Genomic DNA, 18,944 nt, shown 5'->3' with positions numbered 1-18,944 from the left:
AACACGATGACACCTCACGCCACTACACACGCACGAAGGGCAGCCACCACCTAAAGCGACACCGGCGGCGTGGGACACAGTGAGTGCCGCGACACCGGAAGCACAGACCCCTGCCGCCGGACAGGTCTTGACGACTCGTCCGTCCCGGAGGCGGGTGGCCAGGGCCGGCAGGGTCCAGTTCCAGATGTGTTCCTCGCGCAGCTCGCTGTTCTGTGTGAGCAGCCGCTGCGGGCGCCGCAGTCGCCGGCGCACCTGGGGCACGTCCAGGGCGACGGCGGTCATGAGGGTTCGACCCCGGCGGCCTTGAGCAGCGCGGAGACGGTGACCACCCCGTCGTGGGCGTGCCGGGAGTCCAGGACGGCCGTGAGGGTGCGCAGCGCGCGGAGCACGATCTCCGGTGCCCCCTCGGCCGGGAACATCTCCCGGGCGACGGACACCAGCCGGGCGGCCTCGTCGCGGTCCGGGGGGAGGTAGGTCAGCGTCATGATCACGTGCCCGGGGGGCGGGGGCGTGGGCGGGGTGGAGTCGCCGGCCGCGGCCGGGGTGGCGGGGGTGGCGGTGTCCGGGGCGCCGGGGGTGGCGGCCGGGGCCGGCTGCTCCTCGGGCGGCTCCTCCTCCTCGGCGGCCTCCTCGATGGCGGTCAGCAGGTCGGCCAGGTCCTCGTCCGTGTAGCCGGTGCCGTGGACGTCGTCCAGGCCGGCGATCAGCTCCGCGAGGGCCTGGTCGTCGTACGTGCCCAGGTCCGCCGAGCGGTTGTCTACGAGGTTGATGCGGCGGGCCGTCTCCTCGTCGCACTGGACGATCTCGCAGCGGGCGACCGGATCCCACGGCTCGTTGCCGCACACCCCGCAGGGACGTTCCTCCTCCCCGACCTTGACGGTCATGCCGCAGTCGCCGGGTCCGTGGGCGGCCAGGGCCTGGGTGGTGTGGTTGCCGGTGAGGATGACGTACCGGTCCGGCTCGACCTCCCGGACGACCAGGGAACGGTACTGCCCGTTCCTGCAAAGGCTGGTGAGGATGGTGCCGACGTCCCCGCGCTTCGCGTTGCCGGGGAACGGCACGAGCTGGGCGAGCGGGATGGAGTCGGTGCGGACGTAGGTGGCCTGGGTCATGGGCTTATCCCCTGGTCGCGGGTCGAGAGGGCGCAGAAGGATAAGGGCAGGCGCGCGCCTGCCGGTTCGGCAGCGGCCGGGAGGACCGAGGGCCCCCGGGGACAGCAGCAGGCCCGCACGCGCGCGGCGGGGCGGTGCGGGCCGGTGTGCCGGCACGGGTCAGGCGAAGACAGGAGCGGCGGCCCGGACGATGGGCCGCCGCGCCGTGCGCGGCGGAAGCGCCTTGATCGTGAGCTTGAGGCGCCGTCGCGCATCAAAGAAGTGATCGCGTCTACGCCCACTGTCGGTGTTTGTGCTGCCTACTCCACCACTCGGTTGGACCGCGCGGACGTGCCGCCGCCGCGATCCACGATGACGCTGGCTTCGTGGGCGCCCTAAATCGCATGGAGGAACGATGAACCTGCTTCGCGACACCCCTCCCGCGACGCTTGAACAGATGCACAAGCTATCGGATAGAAGTGACAAGCTACTTCTATCCGATCTAGAAAGGGCGGAATTGCTGATCGACATTCCCGCCGCACTAAGGGAAAGCCCGGAGATCAGCGCTTCATTCCTGCCGTGCAGTGAGGAGTGGAAGGAGGTGCACAGTAAGCTCCCACCGTTTCCCGTCGATGAACACGGTGAAGACCTTTCGGTCTGGACGACAGGAGTGCCGTTCGGTGATTTTACGCTGCTCATTCCCGATGACGCAGTGGAAGTCCCCACTTTGCAGCTCTTTACGAAGGTAGGCAATCTGTGGGGTCGATTGATCCTCAAGGGGCCGGTCGCGCAGGGCAGAATCACGGTTCGTCAAGCCTCGGTAGAGTTCACGCTGCATTGTCCGTCGGTTGCGTGCGGCACCGATTCTAAGTGTCGGGCCTGGTGTAAGGATTGCAAATGCCAGAGCATCGTTCTCAACGGATTCGACTGCTCAATCTGCTGGTGTCCGGTGCATAATGATCAGTAGCCTTCCAACCCTCCTTGACTGGGTGGCCGGCGCTTCGCCTACACCTTCACCGCAACCTGGACCGGCAGCGCCCTCGAACACGGGGTTGACCATCGCCCAGTATTGCACTGTGGCTACGCTCGGGATTGCCGGGTTTTTCCTAACGCGAATCCAAGTGAAGAACACTCAATTCAAACCGCAGGCAACCGCGCTCGCACAGAGGGATGAGGTAAATGAACGTGAAATCGTGAAAATTGCAGTGCGGGTCTCAAATGGAGGCGGGGCCCCCGGGATGATCCGACGTATTGACGTTCGGTATGGTCCTCAATTCAGCCATCGCAGAAACAGCAGGCATGCGGGATGGACATCGGGAAGCCCAGTCCCTTTTTATCTCCCAGGTCGAGCCTCTGCAGAGATCATCCTAGAGCCTGAAGCCGTCGCAGCGCCCTTTTCTGATACCGACCGCGTGGTGGTCGAATATGGACTTAACGACGAAATCGACGTGCAAATCGCTGGATTTGCGCACATCAGAAGTTCGACAATTTTGCCCCCGGGGTCGTTGCCCATTTCAGCACCATCGCCTCCTGAGCGCGACAGTAGGGTTGCGCGTGCGCTGCGGATCGTCACAGGTCGACGTTCGTGAGGTCGGTGGAGCGGCTTTGGGCGGGAGCTGCCATGGGGCGAGAGATCATGGCCCCGTAAAGTTGATGGCGCGTCGGGCAGTCTGTGGAGCTGCCCGGTAAAGCACGATGTTGGGGCCATGATCTTCGAGCGTCGCCCCATGGGGGCTGCCTAACCTGGGCTAGCGGCGGGTGTACGGGGGCAGGACGCGGTCGGCGGTGGCCACCAGGTCGGCGGCTCGACGCTGTCCGGGGATACGCGCGGCCTCCCGCAGGACGGCGGGAAGGACGTCCGCCGGCACGATGCGCACGCCCTGGAACTCCAGCTCGCTCGCCGACCGCCCGTGGGGGCCGATGAGGGGCGCTCCCTCGATGGCCACGATCGCGGTGACCGGCACGCCGAGGGCACGCCCGACGGCCGCGGCCTCGGCTCGGGCGCTGGTGATCCGGCGGGTCACCTCTCGGTCCCCGTGCCACACGCGGCCCACGCGCACGGTCACCGGGTAGCGGCTGGACCACAGCTTGGGGTCGAGGACGAACACGCCCCCGTTGGGCGCGATGGCGAGTGCGTCCACGTTGGCCGGGCCCTCGCCGGGCGGGAGGGCGCGGTCGTAGCGCAGGGTCCAGCCTTGCCGGGCGAGGGGCTCCAGGCGCGCGGCGGCGCGCTCCTCACCGACGGCGCCCGCGTCCCAGTTCCGGGCCTGCCTACCGGCTCGGGTGTCGATGCCGAGGAGGTCGGCGAGGCGGACGAGGGGGGTCCGGAGCTGCCGGGCGCGGGCCGCGGCCGAGGCGCCGGCGCCGTGCCGGGGGCGGGCGCCCCACCGGTACCAGGCCGCCACCACGGCGACGGCGGCGAGGATGGTCAACAGGTCCACGGGAGTCCTTTCCGGGGTGTCCGGACAACGTGTCCGGGAGAGGGGCGGACACGGGTAGAGGGGGTGTCCGCGAGGGGTGTTGCTGCTGGTGGGACAGGGCGGACAGGGACCGGCCGGGGAGGTGTCCGGCGGGTGTCCGCGAGGGGGGGTGGGGACGGGTGTCCGGACAGGGGGGCGGACGGTGTCCGCGCGGCTGTCCGGACACTGTCCGCCCGGGCCGGGTCAGCTGCTGGCGGTCTCCTGGCCGTGGCGGCAGTTCAGGTCCCGGATCTCCTCGTAGCCGTAGCGGTCCGTCCAGGAGTAGCCCGTCGTCACGCTCACGGTCTTGACGTTGGCGCGGGCGACCGTGCGCCACTGGCCCCGGATCTTCACCTGGTCGTCGCGGTGCACGTTGTCCTTGGAGTACCGGCCGAACGTCCCGGCCTCCCTGGCGGCGTCGAGGACGGCGCGGTCGCCGGCGATCCGCTCCTCCAGGACCTTCAGCTCCGCCTCGTACTGTCGGCGCAGCGCGTCGGAGCGGGTCTCCGGGTGCAGGGACAGGCTGTCCATGCGGCGCTCCAGGCTGCGCTTCTCGGCCTCCAGCCGCTTGACGCGGCGGGCGGTAACGTCGGGGCGCTCCTTGTACGCCTCGGCGCGGCGGGATCCCTCGATCCGCGAGGGCATCCGGCGTGCCTCCTCGGCGGTGTGGGCTGACCGGATCGCGGTGTCGATGCTGCGGTTCAGGAGGTTGCGGTGCGCGCGACCGCGCGGGCCGGGCATGACGGGCTGTCCGAGCGGCAGGTGCTCGACCATGGCGTCGGAGCGGCGGCGCAGGGCCTCGGCCTCCTGGGTCAGCTTCTCCTGCTTGGCCCCTAGGGCGGCGCGGCGGTCCTCCAGGCGCTCGTGCTTGTCGGCGCGCACGACGTCGTTGGGGCGGACCTCCTCGGCGATCTCGACGGTCACCGTGTGGCCGGCCTCGCGCAGCTCCTCGGCCGCGGCCTCCATGGCGACGACGCGGGGGGCGCGGTCGATGCTCTGGGGGTGGCCGTACTGCCGCAGGGAGCGGAACCAGCGGAACCCGTACCGCTTGAGGATGTCGCCGGTGCCGTCGCCCTTCTCGGTGTCGCCGTCCACGAGGGTGCCGTCTTCCGGGGTGTGGCTGATCTTGATCGTTGCCATGGGTGGCGCCTTTCGTCGGTAGTGCGCGGGCGGGTGACCGGGCCTGTCCGTCCGAGGGGGGCGGACAGGCCCGGACACTGTCCGGACAAGGGGTCAGGGGCGCAGGTCGGCCACGAGGGCGGTCGCGTTGTCCGGGCGGGTGCCGCCCCAGGCGACGGCGGTGTCCACCAGGTCCCGGGCCGTCTCCCGGGGGTCGCCGACCAGGTACGTCGCCACGTCCGCGCCGTTGTCCTCGATCGGCTCGTACGCGCCGTCCGAGGCGAGCAGCAGCCGGCAGTCCTCGGCCGGGACGGTCACGCTCTCCATGGCCGCGTGCCCCGCGTACTCCATGGCGTCCTGGTCGGTCCTCCACGAACCGAGGCAGGCCGTCACGCGGTTGCGGCTGCCGCCCTGCGGATACGTCTCGCTCGGCGGGTACACCCGGCGGAGGTTGTGGTCGTTCGTCAGGCGCCGGGCGGTGCCCCGTGCCAGGACGTAGGCGCGGGCGTCACCGCACCAGGCCACGGTCAGGGGCTTACCGGGGGCGGTGACGGCCACCACGGCGCAGGCCTTCGGGGTGTAGTCGCGGGCGTAGTAGTCCTGGCGGAGCGGCTCAGCGGCGATGCGGTTGTAGAGGGCGCGCAGGCCGGTCTCCGCGTCGCCTCGGCGGGCGGTGGCGCGGGCAAGGCGCACGGCGGTCTCGCGGGTCCAGTCGCGGACGGCGGGGGTGGAGCCGATCCCGTCCAGCAGCACGTACGCACGGGCGCCGTTGGGGGCGGTGTAGACGGCGGTGGCGTCGCACTGCTCCTCGCGTCCGCCGATGAGCTGCGCGGTGGCGTAGTTGCGCACGGTGGTGCTCCGTTCTGTGGTGGCGGGGGCCGGGCCGCCCCGGGGTGGGGCGGCCCGTGGGCGGGTCAGCGGCGGTTGCAGGGGCGGGCGTTGTCCACGGCGACGGCGGCGGCGAGGCGGGCGAACTGGCGGTGGAGGTCCACCAGGACCGCCAGGTGCGCGATGCGGGTGGTCTCGTCGGCGGGGCTGCTGGCGTCCAAGTCGTGGACGGCCAGGGCGATGCGGGTCAGGAGGCCGATCTCCTGCCGGGCGAGCTGGGGGCTCACGGGCTTGAGCTCCGGCAGCTCCACCGGGCGGCGGCTGATGGGGGCGGTGACGTAGTAGAAGACCGCGTCCGCGATGCCGGCGGCCGGGTTGTCCTCGGCCAGGGCCTGGCACTCCAGGAGGGCCATCGCGGCCTCGAACGGGGTGGTGTTGGTGATCGTGATGCCGTCCATGACCGGGGCGTCCTCGGTCTCGAACGCGTCGGCGGCGGTGTCCAGCAGCTCCACCATCTGCATCAGGACGTCCTGGGCGGGGTGGAGGGGGGTGCGGCTAAGGACGACGTAGGCCAGGGCGCGGGCGCGGGCGGCGGCGTCGCGGGCGGTGGCGGTGACGGTCATGACGGTCCCTTCCGGGGCGGGCTGTGGGCCCCTCCCTCATGTCTTGATACTTGCATCCTTATATTGCAACGTCAAGTTGCAACAGTGGGCACACGGGTGGCGTTCGGCAGGACGGTCACCGGGGGCCGGTCAGCCGGTCATGCACTCCGCGCATCCGCCGCAGTCGCACCGGGCCGCGGCCGGGGCCGGGACATGGGCGAGGTGCTCGGCGATGAACGAGGCGGCCACGGCGCGCCGGTGATCGCGAGTCAGTCGACGGGCCTCGTCGCGGTCCCCTCCCCACCCGGACAGGGCGCCGCACGCGCACGTTGCCGAGCTGCTGCCGTCACGGAGCATCCCGGCCCGGCCGCCGGGGCGGTTGAGCCCGGCCGCGCCGTACGGGTCGCCGGCGGACGGCCGGTACCAGCCTTGGGGGGCGGTGGTGCGGGTGCGGTGCTGCTGGGCCAGGAGCCCCAGGCGGGCCGTCAGGGACAGGCGGAGCCGCTCCCCGTCCTCGACCACCAGGCCCCGGGCCCGGAGGCGCGCGGTGGTGAATGCGGGGATCTCCCACAGCAGGCCGGCGATCACCCGGCGGCCGTCCTTCACCGCGTACCGGGCGTGACGGTCGCCGGCGACCAGGTCCAGGTCCAGGCGGGTCGTCGCGGACAGGGCGCCAACCGGCATCAGCGGCTCCAGGCTGATGGACCTCTCCGCGCGCACGACGCTGTTCTCGACGGCGCCGAACAGGTGGCGCGTCCAGGTGATCAGCGCGCCCCCGGCCGGGGTGAACTCGACGTCGTACCCCCGACGGACGGCGGAGGTCAGGAGCATCGTGGCGTGCCGCTCGCTCGCGGTGCCCTCGGTGACTCCGGTGGAGTGCTGGACGGTCTCTCGGAACACGGGTCCTCCTGTGGCGGTGCAGTGGGGGGCCGGGCGCGGGTGGGCGCCCGGGTCTGGAGGGCGGGGAGGGTTAGCCCCTGGTGGGCTGGAGGCGGCCGGGGCGGACGCCCTGGCGCTCCCACCAGCCGCAGTCACACAGCGGGCAGCCCTCAGGGCAGGCGTCGACCCAGCACGGCGGGACGTAACGGGGCTCGTTTAGGTCGAAGCCCTCCCCGGCCGGGACGGTGCCGACGTGGCTAGTGCGGGCGTCGAGCACCAGGGCGATGCCCTGGGTCATGACGGCGGCGTTCGTCTCCCCGGCCGGGAAGAAGTCGTCCACCTGCGGGTCGTAGAACTCCGCGTGCAGGCGGGTCGCGCGGTGGCCCATCGGCAGGACCAACCCGAGGAGGGCGCCGGTGGTGTCGCGGACCTCGTAGCCCTCCACGGGGTCCTCACCCGCCCACTCGTCGCCGATCCACTTCCAGCCCTGGACCTGGGCGGCGGTCATGCGCACCAGGAGAACCGTTACGTCGCGGAAGGACAGGCCGGTGGCGCCGGTGGTACCGGTGAACTGGGACAGAGTGTGGGCGGTCACGGTGCGCATGTCGTCCTCCGGGGCTGCTGGTGGCGGTGGGCGGGGGGCCCCGTCGCCCTCCCCAGTGGGGGAGCGGCGGGGCCCGGCGGGTCAGTTGCTGGCGTGGGCCGGGCAGGCGTAGACCGGGCGGTACCGGCGGCTCTGGGCGACCTGGACGAACCGGTCGACCGTGGCGGGCTCGCGGCACTCCTTGTGTCCGAACTCCGTCGTGGTGCCCAGCTCCGGGCGGTTGCGGTTCACCGGCACCCGGCGCCACGTCGCGGTGCACGTGCCGTGCGCGCGGTGCGGGACGCCCGCCGGGTCGGTGGCGATCTCCTCCGCGTCGGCGGGCGCGGCCGGGGCGGTCGGGATGCCGGCGGAGTTGCAGTAGTGGGCGATCAGGCTCTGCCCCACGGCGGTCACGGCGTCCTTCGGGGTGGCGCCAGCCGCGATGCGCCGGTCGTACGCGGTCCTGATGGTGTCCAGGACCGTGTCCGAGGTGATGATCCGGCCGACCGTCTCCAGGTCGTGGCCCTCGTGCCCGCCCTCCGCGATCACGCGGTCGTCAGCGCGGCGATCGTCGCGACGGCGTCCTCGGTGCCGGTAATCCGGATCGTGCGGCTCATGACCGTTCCCCTTCCTGGTCGGGCTGTCTGCCCTTCCTGACACCCCGATACTTGCACTCTTACATTGCAACGTCAAGTTGCAACGTAGGGAGGCGTGGGGCGTGTCGGGGTGGCGCCGGGGCTGCTCCCCGTCGGCCGGGTGGCCCTCGTCCTCGACGGCGGCCGGCGCCTCGGCGCGCAGTGCCGCGACGACCTCCGCGTCCAGGCCGTGGAGGCGGGCCTCCTCGTCGGTCGGGGCCCACCCCGGGGGCCGCTTACGGCCGAGGCGGTACGTGATGCCGGCGACCCGCGCCCAGGCGTCCCACAACCGGTCCTCCCATGCCTCGGCGGCCTGCCGCTGCTCGAACTCCCCGTACCAGCGCTCCCGCTCCACCCGGCGCCGCTCCTCGTCGGCCCGGAACGCTGCCGAGCGGCGCGCGGCCTCCTGCCCTCCGAGGAGGGGGCGCAGCGGCAGGCCCTCCTTCTTACGCGGACGCTCGACGGGCTCCGGCCGGTGGAGGTCCCACACCAGCAGGGCCCGGCGCCCGTCCGGGGTCGGCTCGATGCGGGTCACCCCGCCCTGCTCGACGTCGGCGAGGAACCCGGCCGCGACCAGCGGGGGCACGAGGGCCGCGGCCACCCGGCGCCCGACCCTGCCCGGGGCCACGCGGCGCGCGCTGCCATCCTCGGCGCGCAGCAGCTCCCCGGCCGCGGCCCAGCGGACGGCGTCCGCGTGCCGGGTGGACCACCCCAGGCCCTTCGCCTGCTCCTCCTGCCGGCACTGCTCCCGGTAGTCGACGGCCGGGGCCGGGATCTGGAGCTGCTCGGCGGGGGCGTGCGGGGTCGGCAGCTCCTCGCCGGGGGTCTCGCTCGCCGGGAGGGGTGCGGGGGCGGCAGGCGCGGGCAGGCGGTCGGCCGGGGCCGTGCCCACACTCCCGGCAGCGTGCCACTCCCACAGCTCCCGGGCGGCCTCCAGGCTGCTGCACCATCCGACCTGACGGCCGATCCGGCACACCTCCAAGCCGTCCTTGCACGAGCAGGTCACCCGGAACTTGCCCGCGTGGCGGGTGACCACGGCCTGGACGATCCGGCCCCGGTGGTCGCCGGCCTCGACGTCCAGCCGGACGGCGCTCTCCACCTGCTCGGCGGTGACCACGACCAGGGTCTCCACGTCGTCCAACATGCTCCAGGCCGGACCGTGCTCGTCGGCGGGGCGGGTCTTGACCGCGACCCACCGGCCGAGGCGGTAGACGTCGCCCACCACGGCGGCCTGCCACTGCTCCGCGTAGTTCTGCATCACCAGGTCGCCCCGGCGGACGTGGGGGGCGTCGGCGAGGGGGCGCAGCGCGGCGGCCGGGACGGTGGTGCGCTCCCGGCCCCCGGCCTGGGCGGGCTCAACCTCCCAGGCGTCCCCGGCCGGGGCCATCAGCTCCCAGTCCCCGGGGCGCCCGTCCACGGCCACGATGTCGCCGGTACGGAACTGCGCGGCCGGGACGGCGGGCGCGGCGGCCGGCGCCTCCTCGACGGCCGGGGCGGGCTCCTCGGCGGCGGCCGGGGTCTCCCGGACGCGGCTGCCCCCGTTGGCGATGCTCGCGGTCGGGCGGTCGGTGCCGAAGTACCGGACGGACACCCGAAAGGGGAACGGGCCCTCGCCTGTGCGCTCCTCGATCAGGTCCGCGTTCGCGGCGACCACCTCGTTCGCGTGGCGGGTGAGCAGCAGCACGTAGGTGTGATGGCGCTCCCCGTTGACGTAGTGGCCGGCGACTCGGAAGTCCTTCCCGGCGCCCTGGGCCAGGCCGAGGCGGCGCAGCTCGCGGGCGATGGCCACGGTCGGGGTGGTGGGGGCGGTCATCTGTGCCACGGGGGCTCCTTCGCTGGTGGGGTGGGGCGCGGGGCGCGTCCTCACACCCACATAATGACAACACCACGTTGCAACGTCAAGTTGCAACGTGATGCGTCGGAGTGTCGAGGGTGTCAGCTCCCGGACTGGGCCAGGACCGCGTACGTCAGGGCGGCGTCCACGCCGTCCCGCCACGCGAGGCAGGCCACCCCGTCCCAGTCGGCGGCGAACTCCTCCGGGACGGGCACGCAGCGGTACGTCTGCGGGGCCGTGCGCGCGGCGAGCGGCTCCCCGGGAGCCTTCGTGACGCTGGCCACCTTGTAGCCGTGGTGCAGGAGCCGCAGCTCCCCCTCGTACCAGCGGTGGGAGGTCCCCAGCATCAGCAGGCGGGCCAGGTCCTCCACGACCTCCCGCCGGGTGCGCTGGACCGGCTTCTTCGCGAGGGCGTACGTGATCACGTACGTGCTGGCACCCCGCAGGATCACGTCGTCCAGCAGGCCATCGGCCCGGGTGCGGGCGTGCTCGGCCTCGGCGGCCGCCGTGCACTTGAGGCTGTCGAAGTCGACCAGGGGGGCGCGCTGCTCGCACACCAGGCACCGGAAGACGTACGCGGTGCCCGCGCCGTGCGGCTGGCCCTCCCCGGTGTTCGTCACCCGGTGGGCGCCGCACTCCAGGCCGCGCGGCTCCTCGGCCGCGGCCTCGGTCGGCTCGTCGCCGGCGACCTCCTCGACGGCCGGCGCCTCCTCGACCGGGTCGGCGGCGGGCGCCGCCTCGAGGACCCCCGTCGGGGCGGGGAGCAGTCCGGCGGTGCGCAGCGCGGCGAGGACGTCCTCCAGTCGCGCGGCGCCGTCCGCGCCCCGCGTGCCCGGGAGGTACCAGTAACCCTCCTTGCGGTGCCACTTCAAGTCCGCGTCGCGCAGCACGGGCGCGGACCCGTCGCCCCGGCGGGTGCCGCGCACGACGACGCCCTCCTCCTCGGTGTGGGTCACGTCGAGGGCGGGGCCGAACAGGGCGGCGGGGGCGGGCTCGGCCGGGGCGGTGGGCTCCGGGGCGGCGACGGCCGCGGCCTCCTGGGCGGCCTTCCATCGGCGCGGCAGCACCACCTTCCGGGCGATGTCCAGCACCTGGTTCACGCCCCAGGACCCGCCGATGAACTCGCCCTCGCAGGTGAAGCCGCCGTTCGTGGCCTGGGTGTCGGCGTCCTCGCCGTTGGCGGCCTTCCACAGGGCCAGGGCCTCGGCGCGCACCTCGTCGGAAACCTCGTGGTGGAGGCTCATGTGGTCGACCACGGGCTTACCGGTGACGCGCTTGCCGTCGATGGTGACGGTCACCTCGTTGCCGGTCGACTCGTAACGCTCGTCGTAGCCGTTCCAGGAGGACCCCTGCATGGGGCGGGCGATGGCGGCGACGTCGGTGTCTGCCGGGCCGTCCGTCCACGTCACGTCGATGCTCGCGGACCCGGTGCCCTTACCCCGGCGAACGGAGAACTTCGCGCCGGGGAAGGCGGCGGTCAGCCGGCGCTTGAGCTCGGCGGACACGTAACGGGCGTCGATGTACGTCGTCATGGCGCTGCTCCTGGTTCCGGGGGGCTCGGTGCCTCCCTCCACACACATAGTTGCACCCTCATGTTGCAACGTCAAGTTGCGACATGAGGGTGCGTGTCGGGCGGACCGGGCGGAGGGGACGCCCGGCCCGGGGCCGGTCAGGCGGCGGGGGCGGCGGACACGTCCACCAGGACGTCGCCCTGGTCCGCGTAGTCGGCGGCGTACGCGGCCAGCAGCTCCGGCAGGTCCGGGAGTTCGGTGGTGGTGTCGAAGCGCAGCAGGGCCGCGCGCTCGCCGTTCTCGATCCGGACGGCGCTCACGGAGTACAGGGCGGCAACCATGGTGGGTCCTCTCGGTGGTGGGGCGGGTGTGGGGTGGTCAGGAGGCGGCGAGGGTCGAGCGGACGCCCAGGCGCCACCCGTCCCCGAGCGGGGTGGTCCAGGCGCCGCGCACGAGGGCGGGCACGGGCACACCGGCGTACGTCCGGGGGACGGTGGCCAGAAGGGCGTCGCACTGGCCGCACAGGGCCAGGCCGCGCGCCTGGGCCTGGTGCTCGGGCATGACCTCCTGGCCCCGGTACGTCTCCGGGCGGCCGTTCAGGGCCGGGCAGGCGGAGTCCGGGTGGTAGGCGGTGCGGTGGGTGCCGATCCGCACGTGGACCGTGCGTGCCGGCGCCTCCTCGGTCGGTGGGGCGGTGATGCGCTCCGCGGCCTCCTCGCCGTCCAGCACGCCGACGCCGTGCTCCGCGCCGGGGCCGGTGAGGCGCCACCCGTGCCGGGCGCCGAGGTAGGTCAGCTCCCAGCAGGCGCCCGCGTGCCGGACGGTGCGGGTGACCCGGGTACCGGGCTTGACCGGGCCCAGCTCCAGACCGGCAGCGGCCAGGGCGGTGGCCATGCCCTCCAGGGCGGCGGCGGGGATCGTGCGGGGCAGGTGTCCCATGGGAGTGGCTCCGTTCCTTCGGGTGGGGGCCGGGCGCCGAGGGGGCGCCCGGCCGGGCGGGGTGGGTCAGGCGCAGGTGCAGGGGGCCGGGTCGCTCACGTACTCCGCGAGGGTCCGGGCGAGGATCCGGCGGTGGTGGTCGCGGTAGTCCTCCAGCCGGTCGGTTCGCCGGCCCCTGCTCGCCGCGAGGTGGACGTACCGCTCGCGTTCGGCCACCTCCTTGCGCTGGTCCAGGACGGCGGCGGCGCGGGAATAGGCGGCGCAGGAGAAGGAGCTGAACACCCGCTGTCCGGCGGGGGTCGTGCCCACCGACACGACGCGGGCGCAGTCGTACGTGACGGCCGCCGGGGTCTGGCAGGTGGTCATGCCCTGGGGCAGCTCCACGGTGGTGCCGGACGGGAAGGTGAAGGTCTGGGTCTGCATCGGGGCGTCCTCTCGCGGGGGTGGGGGGCCGGGCCCCGGTGGGGGGCGCGGCCGGGCGGGGTGGGTCAGGCGGCGGGGGCGAGGACCAGGGGGGCCGGGGCGGCGGCCACGGCGACCTTGAACGTGTCCTTCCGGCCCTTGCGCGGCGGGATCAGGCCCTGGTCCGCGTAGTCCAGGGCGACCTGGTCGCCGTCCAGGACGCTGCCGCCGGGGGTGCGGGCGACGGTCACGCGGCCGAAGGTGCCCACCGGGATCTGTCGCAGCCACTTCTTCTCGGCGTCGGCGGCCTTCGCGTAGGTCTTGGCCTTCGCGTCCAGCTCCGCGAAGCGGTCGGCGTGCTCCTCGATCTCCTCGACGGCGGGCAGCTCCTCGGCGGGCAGGACCGGGTCGGCGGCCGGGGCGGCGGTCAGGGCGGTGCGGCCCAGGCGCTCGGCGATCTCGCTCACGGTGTGGGCGGCGCTGCGGGCGGCGCGGCGGGCGAGGGTGTCCATGCGGCGGGTCGCGGTGCGCGCGGCGCGGCGGGCGGCGGTGGCCTCGGCCTTGGCGTCCTGTGCGGCGGTGGCCAGGGTGGCGCAGCGGGCGGTCAGGCGCTCCACGCGGCGCTCGGCGGCGGCCTGGCCCTTGCCGGTGCGGATCGCGGTGCGCAGCTCGCGGCGGGCGGTGGCGGCGGCGGTGCGGGCGGCGGTCAGGCGGGCGGCGGCGCGGTCGGCGCGGGTGGCGGTGCGGGTCTCCTCGCGGCCGGCGACCTTCGCGGCGGTCTCGGCGTCGGCGAGGCGGGCCATCATCTGCGCGGTCTTGGTGGTGCTGTTCATCGCGTCGTCCTTCCGTCTGGTCCAGGCCCCTCGCCCTTCCCGATACCCATAGTGTTGCAACATGAGGATGCAACGTCAAGTTGCAAAGGGGGGGTGCGGGGCCTTTCACCCGGGCGGGTCATCCGGGCGTCGCCGGCGAGGTGTTCGGCGCTGTTCGCCGGTGTTCGCTGAACACCCCTGAACGGCCGGTCGCCCCGTCCTCGGCGGGCGAGGCGGGGCGTCCGTGGCGGGGCTGTGCTGGTCAGGCGGTGGGGGTGGCGATCCAGTAGCGGGTGGCCGTGCCACCGAGGCTGTGCGTGTCGCCGGCCGCGTCCTCGGCGTAGCGGGCGCCGGTCGCAACCCAGGTGCGGACGATGTCCAGCGCGCCCCCGGTGCACTGCTTGCGGTCGCCGGAGGGGCGGAACCACTTGCCGGAGCGGGTGCCGTAGAGCTGGAACGGCGCCTCCAGGCCCTTGAGGGTGCGCCACTGCGGGGCGCCGTAGGTGACGTCCTCCTCGACCGGGGCAGGCTCCGGGGTCTCCTCGACCACGGGGGCCGGGGCGGGCTCCTCGACCGGGGCCGCGGCCGGGGCGCTCTTGGCCATGGCGTTGTTGCGGTTGTCGATGACCCGCTGGACCTCCGCGCGGCGGCGCAGCGGCCGGGTGGCGGCCAGGACGGCGACCATGTCCACGGCGCCGGCCTCGGCGGGGGCGTCCTCCGCGATCGGGGTGCCGGTGAAGTCCACCCGGATCGGGGCGGCCTCTCCGCGCACCCACACCCGCTCACCCTGGGCGTCGCGGGCGACGATCACGGCCACCTTGTTCACCGTGAACCGCTCCTGCGCGGCGTTCCAGCGGGGCATCCGGCGCATCTTGGCCACGGTCTCCACCACGGCGTCCGCGTCCAGGGTCAGGACCCGCTCGTCGCTGTCCTGGCCGTTGGCGTGCAGGACCTCCACGGCGGCGGTGTACGCGGTCACCTGGACCAGCGCGGCCGGGGCGGGCGCGGCGTCGTCCACCTCCGGGGCGTCCTCCACCTGGGCGGTCTCCTCGACCTGGACCAGCTCGGCGGCGACGGGCTCGACCTCGTCCACCTCCGGGGCCTCCTCGGCGGCCGGCGCCTCGGCCTCCTCGAACTCCGGGGTCTCAACCTCGGTGGCCGGGGTCTCCTCGACCTGCTCGGCCGGGGCGGCGGCGCGCTCCTCGGCGATCCGGTTGCAGGCGACGCACTCCTTCATCTTCGCGGCCTGCTCGGCGGTCAGGACCCGGGTCACCGTGCGCTCGCACAGGGTGTCCGTGCTGAACTGCTCGGCGTCCGTCTTGTGGGCGGTGCGGCCGTTGCCGACCTGGGCCGGGGCGTACTGGGCGGCGGCGGTGGTGGCGGTCATGGTGTCCTCCTGGGTTTGTGGGGCGGTCCGTTCGTCCGTCCCGATACCCATAGTGTTGCAACATGAGGTTGCAATGTCAAGGTGCAAGGTGGACCCGGGACCACGTTCACCCCTGCGGGTCACGAGGGCGCCGGCCGCAACGACGGGACGCCCCGGACCTCGGGCGAGGCGGGGCGTCCTGAGCGGCTACCGGGGCCGGGGTGTCACCCCTGGCGCTGCGCGTCCGGCACGTGGGCGAACAGGCACTGCGCGGACCGGCCCATGCGCTCCGTCTCCCACCCGTGCCGGCGCATCCGGTCCTCCAGGCAGTCCAGGGCGGCGCCGTGCAGCGGCGTGTCCCGGCGGATGATCGCCCCGCCCTCCAGCCAGTAGATGGCCACCCGGCCCTGTCCGCGCGGGTCGACCATGTACCCGCGCACGTCCTGCTCCTCCTCGGTCGGCTCGGTGACGTCGTGGTGGTCGGTCAGGCGCGCGACGGCGAGGCCGGCGAGCGCGCGGCGCGCGGCGAGCACGTCCGGGTGCTCGACGTCGCGGGGCATGCACCCCTCCGTGGCGCCGTCGTGCTGGACGATCACGCCCTCCACGACCCGCCGGGCCGGAGCGTTCTCGTGCGGGGTGCTGTCGCTCGCGCGCAGGGCGTCCAGGCCCCGGCGGATCTCCGCGACCGGGCGCGCGGCCAGCGCGGGCATCAGGTCGTGGCTCGTGGGGGCCAGGGTGCCGGCCTCGTGGTGGTCGAGGACGGCGCGCTCGGACTGCCACCGGTACTCCGTGCCCACCTGGGAGATCAGGCGCCCGTACGCGGTCACCCACCCGTAAGCGGCCTGGGTGCCGTAGCCGGTGCGGAAGGTCCAGCCGACCGGCCGGTCCCGGTCGGGGGCGCCCACGGGCTGGAAGGTGGCGGAGGAGGCGTACGCGGCGCGGGCGGTGATGCGGGCGACGGCCTCCTCCAGGACGGCGGCGCGGTGCTCCGGGTTGAGGGCGTCCGGGTGGTCGCACACCCCACACAGGCGCTGGAACGGGACGCCGTCCGCTGCCTCGTCGCTGGACTCCACCACATACACCCCGCACTCCTGGCAGCGGACATCGTGGCGCCGGACGCGGTGCCGGAAGGTGATCCGGTCGCCCACCTGGAACTGGACCGGGTAGGCGCACCCGTCCAGGACCAGGCTCACGAAGTGCGGGTTGTGCTCGTGCGGCTGGCAGTCCGTCACGGTGAACGTCTCGCCGTCCAGCTCCACGACGTCGCCGGCCTTGGCCGTGGTGGCGAGGAAGTCCGGGCGGGGCGGGTTGTAGCTGAACGCGGTGGTGTGGCGGCGGGTCAGCTCCTCGCGGTGAGCGCGCGGGGTCAGGAGGCTGCCGGGGCAGTGGCCCATGGTGCCGGGGGTGCGCTCGTGGACGTCGAGGGTGCCGTCCTGGCGGGCCGGGGCGAGGTGGTCGGCGTAACCGCACAGGGCGCGGGGGCCGGTGTAGCCCTCGGGGGCGTGCAGTTCCAGTTCCCGGGCGTGCTCGCACTCGCTCGCGATCCACTGGGCCCCGCCCTCCACGATCACCCGCAGGGGTTCGCCGGCGAACTCCCGGGCCATGGCGGAGACGGTGCGCACCTTGCCGTCCGCGCACACGATCAGGTCGCCGGGCTTGAAGGGGCCGGGCTGGCCGGGCTCGGCCATGCGCTCCGCAATGCGGTCGACGGTCGCCGGGGGCAGGGTGGCGCCGTGGCGGTGCGCCTCGGCGGCGCTGCGGTCGTCCATCGTTGCGCGGTAGGTGGCGCGGGCGGCGGTGGCCTTCGCCTGCTGCTCGGCCAGGGCGGCGGCGCGCTGGGCGGCCGGGTCCTGGCGGTTGGCATGCCGCTCGTCGGACAGGACGGCGGTCGGCAGCATCGCGGCGGCGTCCTCCCGGGTGGGTTCCAGGGCCATGGAGAACGTGCGGTCGAGGGTGATGAACCCGTACCGGGTGGCCGGGGTGGTGGTGGAGCGGAAGGTGTACCCCAGGAGCTTGCCGTTCGCGTCCTCGGCGGTGCGGAAGTCGTTCGCGTCGGCGTGGACCTGGATCACGATGCCGCGCGCCTGGTCGGGCATGAGGAGCGGGGCGGCCTGGACGGGGGAGGGGGCGACCCAGGCCCGGAACAGGCACGGGCCGCCGTACGTCTCCATGCCGGTGATCGTCCAGCCCAGGGCCTCCAGCGCGCGGGCTGCGTTGCGCTCGGGCTCGTACGGCAGCTCCTCGGCGAGCACGGGCGTGGGGTCGCCTTCCACGGTCACCGTGAGGCGCTGGACGCGCTTCTCGCCGTCGAGGACGGTCACGTAGTCCGCGAGGTAGCGGGGCGCGGCCGGGGTGGGCGGGTCGATGCGGTGGAGGACGTGGGGGGCGACGTTGCTGGTCGTGCCGTCCTCGAACGTGACGGCCTGGAAGGCGTACGGGCCCCGGTCCACGGTCATCCCGGCCGTGGTGCCGGTCTTCTCCCCGCCCGTCCAGCGCATGAGCACGGGGGTGCCGTCCGCGTAGTAGGTCAGCTCCGGTTCGAACATCGTCGCCGGGGTGGTGACGTCCTCGGTGAGGGCCTTGATCCGGGCGGGGGGCTCGACGGCGGCCGGGGTGGTGGGCTCCTCGACCGGGGCGGCCGGCGCCTGGGCGGCCAGGAGGGCCTGGACCTTCTTGACGCACGGGGTGCACTCCGCGCCCTTGGCGTCACGCTCGTGCAGAACCCGGGCCACCGTGCGGCTGCACTGCGTGTCTGCCGTGAACTCGGCGGTGCTGACGTAGTGGACGGCCTGTCCGTTGCCGACCTGAGCGGGGGCCACCTGGGCGGTCCGCTGCATCTCGGCGGTGATCTGGGCCATCGGGTCCTCCTGTGGTGCGGGGGTGGGCTGTGCGCCCTCCCAATACGCACAGTGTTGCACTCTTGTGTTGCAACGTCAAGTTGCAACGTCACATGGAATTCGACACGCGGAAGCGGTGCCGCGTTGCAACCTGATGTGGCACACTGCCCCCATGGCGACCCACACCCCCGAACAGGCTGCGCTGGCAGAGCTTGACCGGCTGACCAGCGCGTTCAACAAGGCCGAAGGCAACGTCGAAAAGGCGCGCAAGCCCCTGCACGAGGCCATCGTCAAGCACCTCCGGGCCCGCAGCGCGCCCCCCGGCGTCATCGCGGACCACACCCCCTACGACCGCAACCACGTCGGCAGGCTCGGCAAGGCGGCCGGGGTGCCCCCTCTGCGCGGCCCGAACGCTGCGCCGGCCCCGGAGTACGACGACGCGACCCAGGCCGCGGCCCTGGCCGAGCTGGACAAGCTGACCGTCGCCTTCAAGAAGGCTGAGGGCAAGGTCGAGGAGGCGCGCAAGCCGCTCCATGAGGCGATCGTGCGCACCTACAGCTCACGCGTCCTGGGGCCGGGGGTCATCGCGGAGCACGTCCCGTACGACCGCAACCACGTCGGCCGGATCATCAAGGCGGCCGGCGCCCCGCTCATCCGGGGCTGAGGACGAGCGGGGGATACGCCGAGAGGGGCCGCGCACCGGGCAGTGCGCGGCCCCTCCGTCGCGCCCCGGGGTCAGGTCCGCCGCAGCTGCTCGGCGGTAACGTGCGCGGCTCCCGAGGCGGGGTGGTCTACCCGTGGCGGAACAGGATCAGGACGACGATCACGAGGAGCATGATCCCGCCGCCGATCCACTGGTTACGCGGGACGTCGGCGAGGTCGGCGAGGCGGAACGGCTCCGGCTCCGGCGTGGCATTCGCCCGCGCACAGCAGCAGCACTGCGCCGAGTGTGCGTGCTGGTCGTGGCCCATGACCGTCCCTCCCGTAATTCCGATCACCTCCATCATGGCTCACATCCTTGATCCACTGCTACATCCTGCTCTTGGC

General features: G+C 73.3%; 18 protein-coding genes and 1 pseudogene. 2 read left to right on the top strand and 17 right to left on the bottom strand.

Translation table 11 applies throughout. The features are described 5' to 3' along the window. A pseudogene (locus tag AB0903_RS08300) lies at nucleotides 1-282 on the bottom strand (hypothetical protein); the annotation flags it as partial. Further along, nucleotides 279-1,112: a hypothetical protein gene (locus AB0903_RS08295; protein ID WP_366700245.1), complete on the bottom strand. Its 834-nt coding sequence runs from the start codon at nucleotides 1,110-1,112 to the stop codon at nucleotides 279-281. The pseudogene AB0903_RS08300 and the gene AB0903_RS08295, both read right to left, overlap by 4 nt. A gap of 394 nt (nucleotides 1,113-1,506) precedes the next feature. Here AB0903_RS08295 and AB0903_RS08290 point away from each other — a divergent pair, with 394 nt between their 5' ends. Further along, a complete protein-coding gene (locus AB0903_RS08290) occupies nucleotides 1,507-2,058 on the top strand; it encodes a hypothetical protein (protein WP_366700243.1) in 552 nt (183 codons plus the stop codon). A gap of 781 nt (nucleotides 2,059-2,839) precedes the next feature. On the opposite strand, the gene AB0903_RS08285 is transcribed toward AB0903_RS08290, so the two are convergent. From AB0903_RS08285 to AB0903_RS08220, 14 genes are all read right to left on the bottom strand, one after another. Next, on the bottom strand, nucleotides 2,840-3,532 hold the full coding sequence (locus tag AB0903_RS08285) for a nuclease-related domain-containing protein (RefSeq protein WP_366700241.1): 693 nt from the start codon (nucleotides 3,530-3,532) through the stop codon (nucleotides 2,840-2,842). 222 nt (nucleotides 3,533-3,754) lie between these two features. Further along, the gene (locus AB0903_RS08280; protein ID WP_366700239.1) at nucleotides 3,755-4,690 is read right to left on the bottom strand and encodes a DUF3560 domain-containing protein; all 936 of its coding nucleotides are present in this window, start codon (nucleotides 4,688-4,690) and stop codon (nucleotides 3,755-3,757) included. 93 nt (nucleotides 4,691-4,783) lie between these two features. Then, the gene (locus tag AB0903_RS08275) at nucleotides 4,784-5,518 is read right to left on the bottom strand and encodes a mucin-2 (RefSeq protein ID WP_366700237.1); all 735 of its coding nucleotides are present in this window, start codon (nucleotides 5,516-5,518) and stop codon (nucleotides 4,784-4,786) included. Nucleotides 5,519-5,583: 65 nt separating this feature from the next. Next, entirely contained in the window at nucleotides 5,584-6,120 is a 537-nt protein-coding gene (locus tag AB0903_RS08270; RefSeq protein ID WP_366700235.1) for a hypothetical protein, read from the bottom strand. A 129-nt stretch (nucleotides 6,121-6,249) separates the two neighbouring features. Next, nucleotides 6,250-6,999, bottom strand: coding sequence for a hypothetical protein (locus tag AB0903_RS08265; protein WP_366700233.1), 750 nt, complete (start codon nucleotides 6,997-6,999; stop codon nucleotides 6,250-6,252). A 70-nt stretch (nucleotides 7,000-7,069) separates the two neighbouring features. Next, complete coding sequence (locus tag AB0903_RS08260) at nucleotides 7,070-7,582, bottom strand: hypothetical protein (protein WP_366700231.1); 513 nt, start codon at nucleotides 7,580-7,582, stop codon at nucleotides 7,070-7,072. A gap of 81 nt (nucleotides 7,583-7,663) precedes the next feature. Beyond that, a complete protein-coding gene (locus AB0903_RS08255) occupies nucleotides 7,664-10,018 on the bottom strand; it encodes a hypothetical protein (RefSeq protein ID WP_366700229.1) in 2,355 nt (784 codons plus the stop codon). Between the two features lie 113 nt (nucleotides 10,019-10,131). Next, nucleotides 10,132-11,562: an LPD29 domain-containing protein gene (locus AB0903_RS08250; RefSeq protein ID WP_366700227.1), complete on the bottom strand. Its 1,431-nt coding sequence runs from the start codon at nucleotides 11,560-11,562 to the stop codon at nucleotides 10,132-10,134. A gap of 137 nt (nucleotides 11,563-11,699) precedes the next feature. Then, nucleotides 11,700-11,882 (bottom strand): hypothetical protein, encoded by a 183-nt coding sequence (locus tag AB0903_RS08245; protein WP_366700225.1) that lies wholly within the window; start codon nucleotides 11,880-11,882, stop codon nucleotides 11,700-11,702. Between the two features lie 37 nt (nucleotides 11,883-11,919). Then, nucleotides 11,920-12,480, bottom strand: a complete 561-nt coding sequence (locus tag AB0903_RS08240) for a hypothetical protein (protein WP_366700223.1) — start codon at nucleotides 12,478-12,480, stop codon at nucleotides 11,920-11,922. Between the two features lie 66 nt (nucleotides 12,481-12,546). After that, nucleotides 12,547-12,903, bottom strand: coding sequence for a hypothetical protein (locus AB0903_RS08235; RefSeq protein ID WP_366700221.1), 357 nt, complete (start codon nucleotides 12,901-12,903; stop codon nucleotides 12,547-12,549). Nucleotides 12,904-12,968: 65 nt separating this feature from the next. Further along, the gene (locus AB0903_RS08230; protein WP_366700219.1) at nucleotides 12,969-13,715 is read right to left on the bottom strand and encodes a hypothetical protein; all 747 of its coding nucleotides are present in this window, start codon (nucleotides 13,713-13,715) and stop codon (nucleotides 12,969-12,971) included. 241 nt (nucleotides 13,716-13,956) lie between these two features. After that, on the bottom strand, nucleotides 13,957-15,081 hold the full coding sequence (locus AB0903_RS08225; protein WP_366700217.1) for a hypothetical protein: 1,125 nt from the start codon (nucleotides 15,079-15,081) through the stop codon (nucleotides 13,957-13,959). Between the two features lie 203 nt (nucleotides 15,082-15,284). Further along, nucleotides 15,285-17,918 carry a hypothetical protein gene (locus AB0903_RS08220; RefSeq protein ID WP_366700215.1) on the bottom strand — a complete coding sequence of 878 codons (2,634 nt, stop codon included), beginning with the start codon at nucleotides 17,916-17,918 and terminating at the stop codon, nucleotides 15,285-15,287. Nucleotides 17,919-18,069: 151 nt separating this feature from the next. Here AB0903_RS08220 and AB0903_RS08215 point away from each other — a divergent pair, with 151 nt between their 5' ends. Then, nucleotides 18,070-18,561 (top strand): hypothetical protein, encoded by a 492-nt coding sequence (locus AB0903_RS08215; protein ID WP_366700213.1) that lies wholly within the window; start codon nucleotides 18,070-18,072, stop codon nucleotides 18,559-18,561. Between the two features lie 127 nt (nucleotides 18,562-18,688). Here the strand turns inward: AB0903_RS08215 and AB0903_RS08210 are convergent, their stop codons facing one another. Further along, nucleotides 18,689-18,904 (bottom strand): hypothetical protein, encoded by a 216-nt coding sequence (locus AB0903_RS08210; RefSeq protein WP_366700211.1) that lies wholly within the window; start codon nucleotides 18,902-18,904, stop codon nucleotides 18,689-18,691. Nucleotides 18,905-18,944: the final 40 nt, after the last annotated feature.

Source organism: Streptomyces sp. NPDC048389, assembly GCF_040706335.1.
Taxonomy (GTDB): domain Bacteria; phylum Actinomycetota; class Actinomycetes; order Streptomycetales; family Streptomycetaceae; genus Streptomyces.
Note: the sequence above shows the minus strand (reverse complement) of the source record. Positions and strands in the feature narration are given on the sequence as shown.

Coding starts and splice junctions, on each gene's coding strand:
- AB0903_RS08240 (WP_366700223.1), bottom strand. CDS start 12,480: ATGGGACACCTGCCCCGCACGATCCCCGCCGCCGCCCTGGAGGGCATG.
- AB0903_RS08270 (WP_366700235.1), bottom strand. CDS start 6,120: ATGACCGTCACCGCCACCGCCCGCGACGCCGCCGCCCGCGCCCGCGCC.
- AB0903_RS08290 (WP_366700243.1), top strand. CDS start 1,507: ATGAACCTGCTTCGCGACACCCCTCCCGCGACGCTTGAACAGATGCAC.
- AB0903_RS08245 (WP_366700225.1), bottom strand. CDS start 11,882: ATGGTTGCCGCCCTGTACTCCGTGAGCGCCGTCCGGATCGAGAACGGC.
- AB0903_RS08260 (WP_366700231.1), bottom strand. CDS start 7,582: ATGCGCACCGTGACCGCCCACACTCTGTCCCAGTTCACCGGTACCACC.
- AB0903_RS08215 (WP_366700213.1), top strand. CDS start 18,070: ATGGCGACCCACACCCCCGAACAGGCTGCGCTGGCAGAGCTTGACCGG.
- AB0903_RS08210 (WP_366700211.1), bottom strand. CDS start 18,904: ATGATGGAGGTGATCGGAATTACGGGAGGGACGGTCATGGGCCACGAC.
- AB0903_RS08295 (WP_366700245.1), bottom strand. CDS start 1,112: ATGACCCAGGCCACCTACGTCCGCACCGACTCCATCCCGCTCGCCCAG.
- AB0903_RS08280 (WP_366700239.1), bottom strand. CDS start 4,690: ATGGCAACGATCAAGATCAGCCACACCCCGGAAGACGGCACCCTCGTG.
- AB0903_RS08225 (WP_366700217.1), bottom strand. CDS start 15,081: ATGACCGCCACCACCGCCGCCGCCCAGTACGCCCCGGCCCAGGTCGGC.
- AB0903_RS08250 (WP_366700227.1), bottom strand. CDS start 11,562: ATGACGACGTACATCGACGCCCGTTACGTGTCCGCCGAGCTCAAGCGC.
- AB0903_RS08235 (WP_366700221.1), bottom strand. CDS start 12,903: ATGCAGACCCAGACCTTCACCTTCCCGTCCGGCACCACCGTGGAGCTG.
- AB0903_RS08230 (WP_366700219.1), bottom strand. CDS start 13,715: ATGAACAGCACCACCAAGACCGCGCAGATGATGGCCCGCCTCGCCGAC.
- AB0903_RS08220 (WP_366700215.1), bottom strand. CDS start 17,918: ATGGCCCAGATCACCGCCGAGATGCAGCGGACCGCCCAGGTGGCCCCC.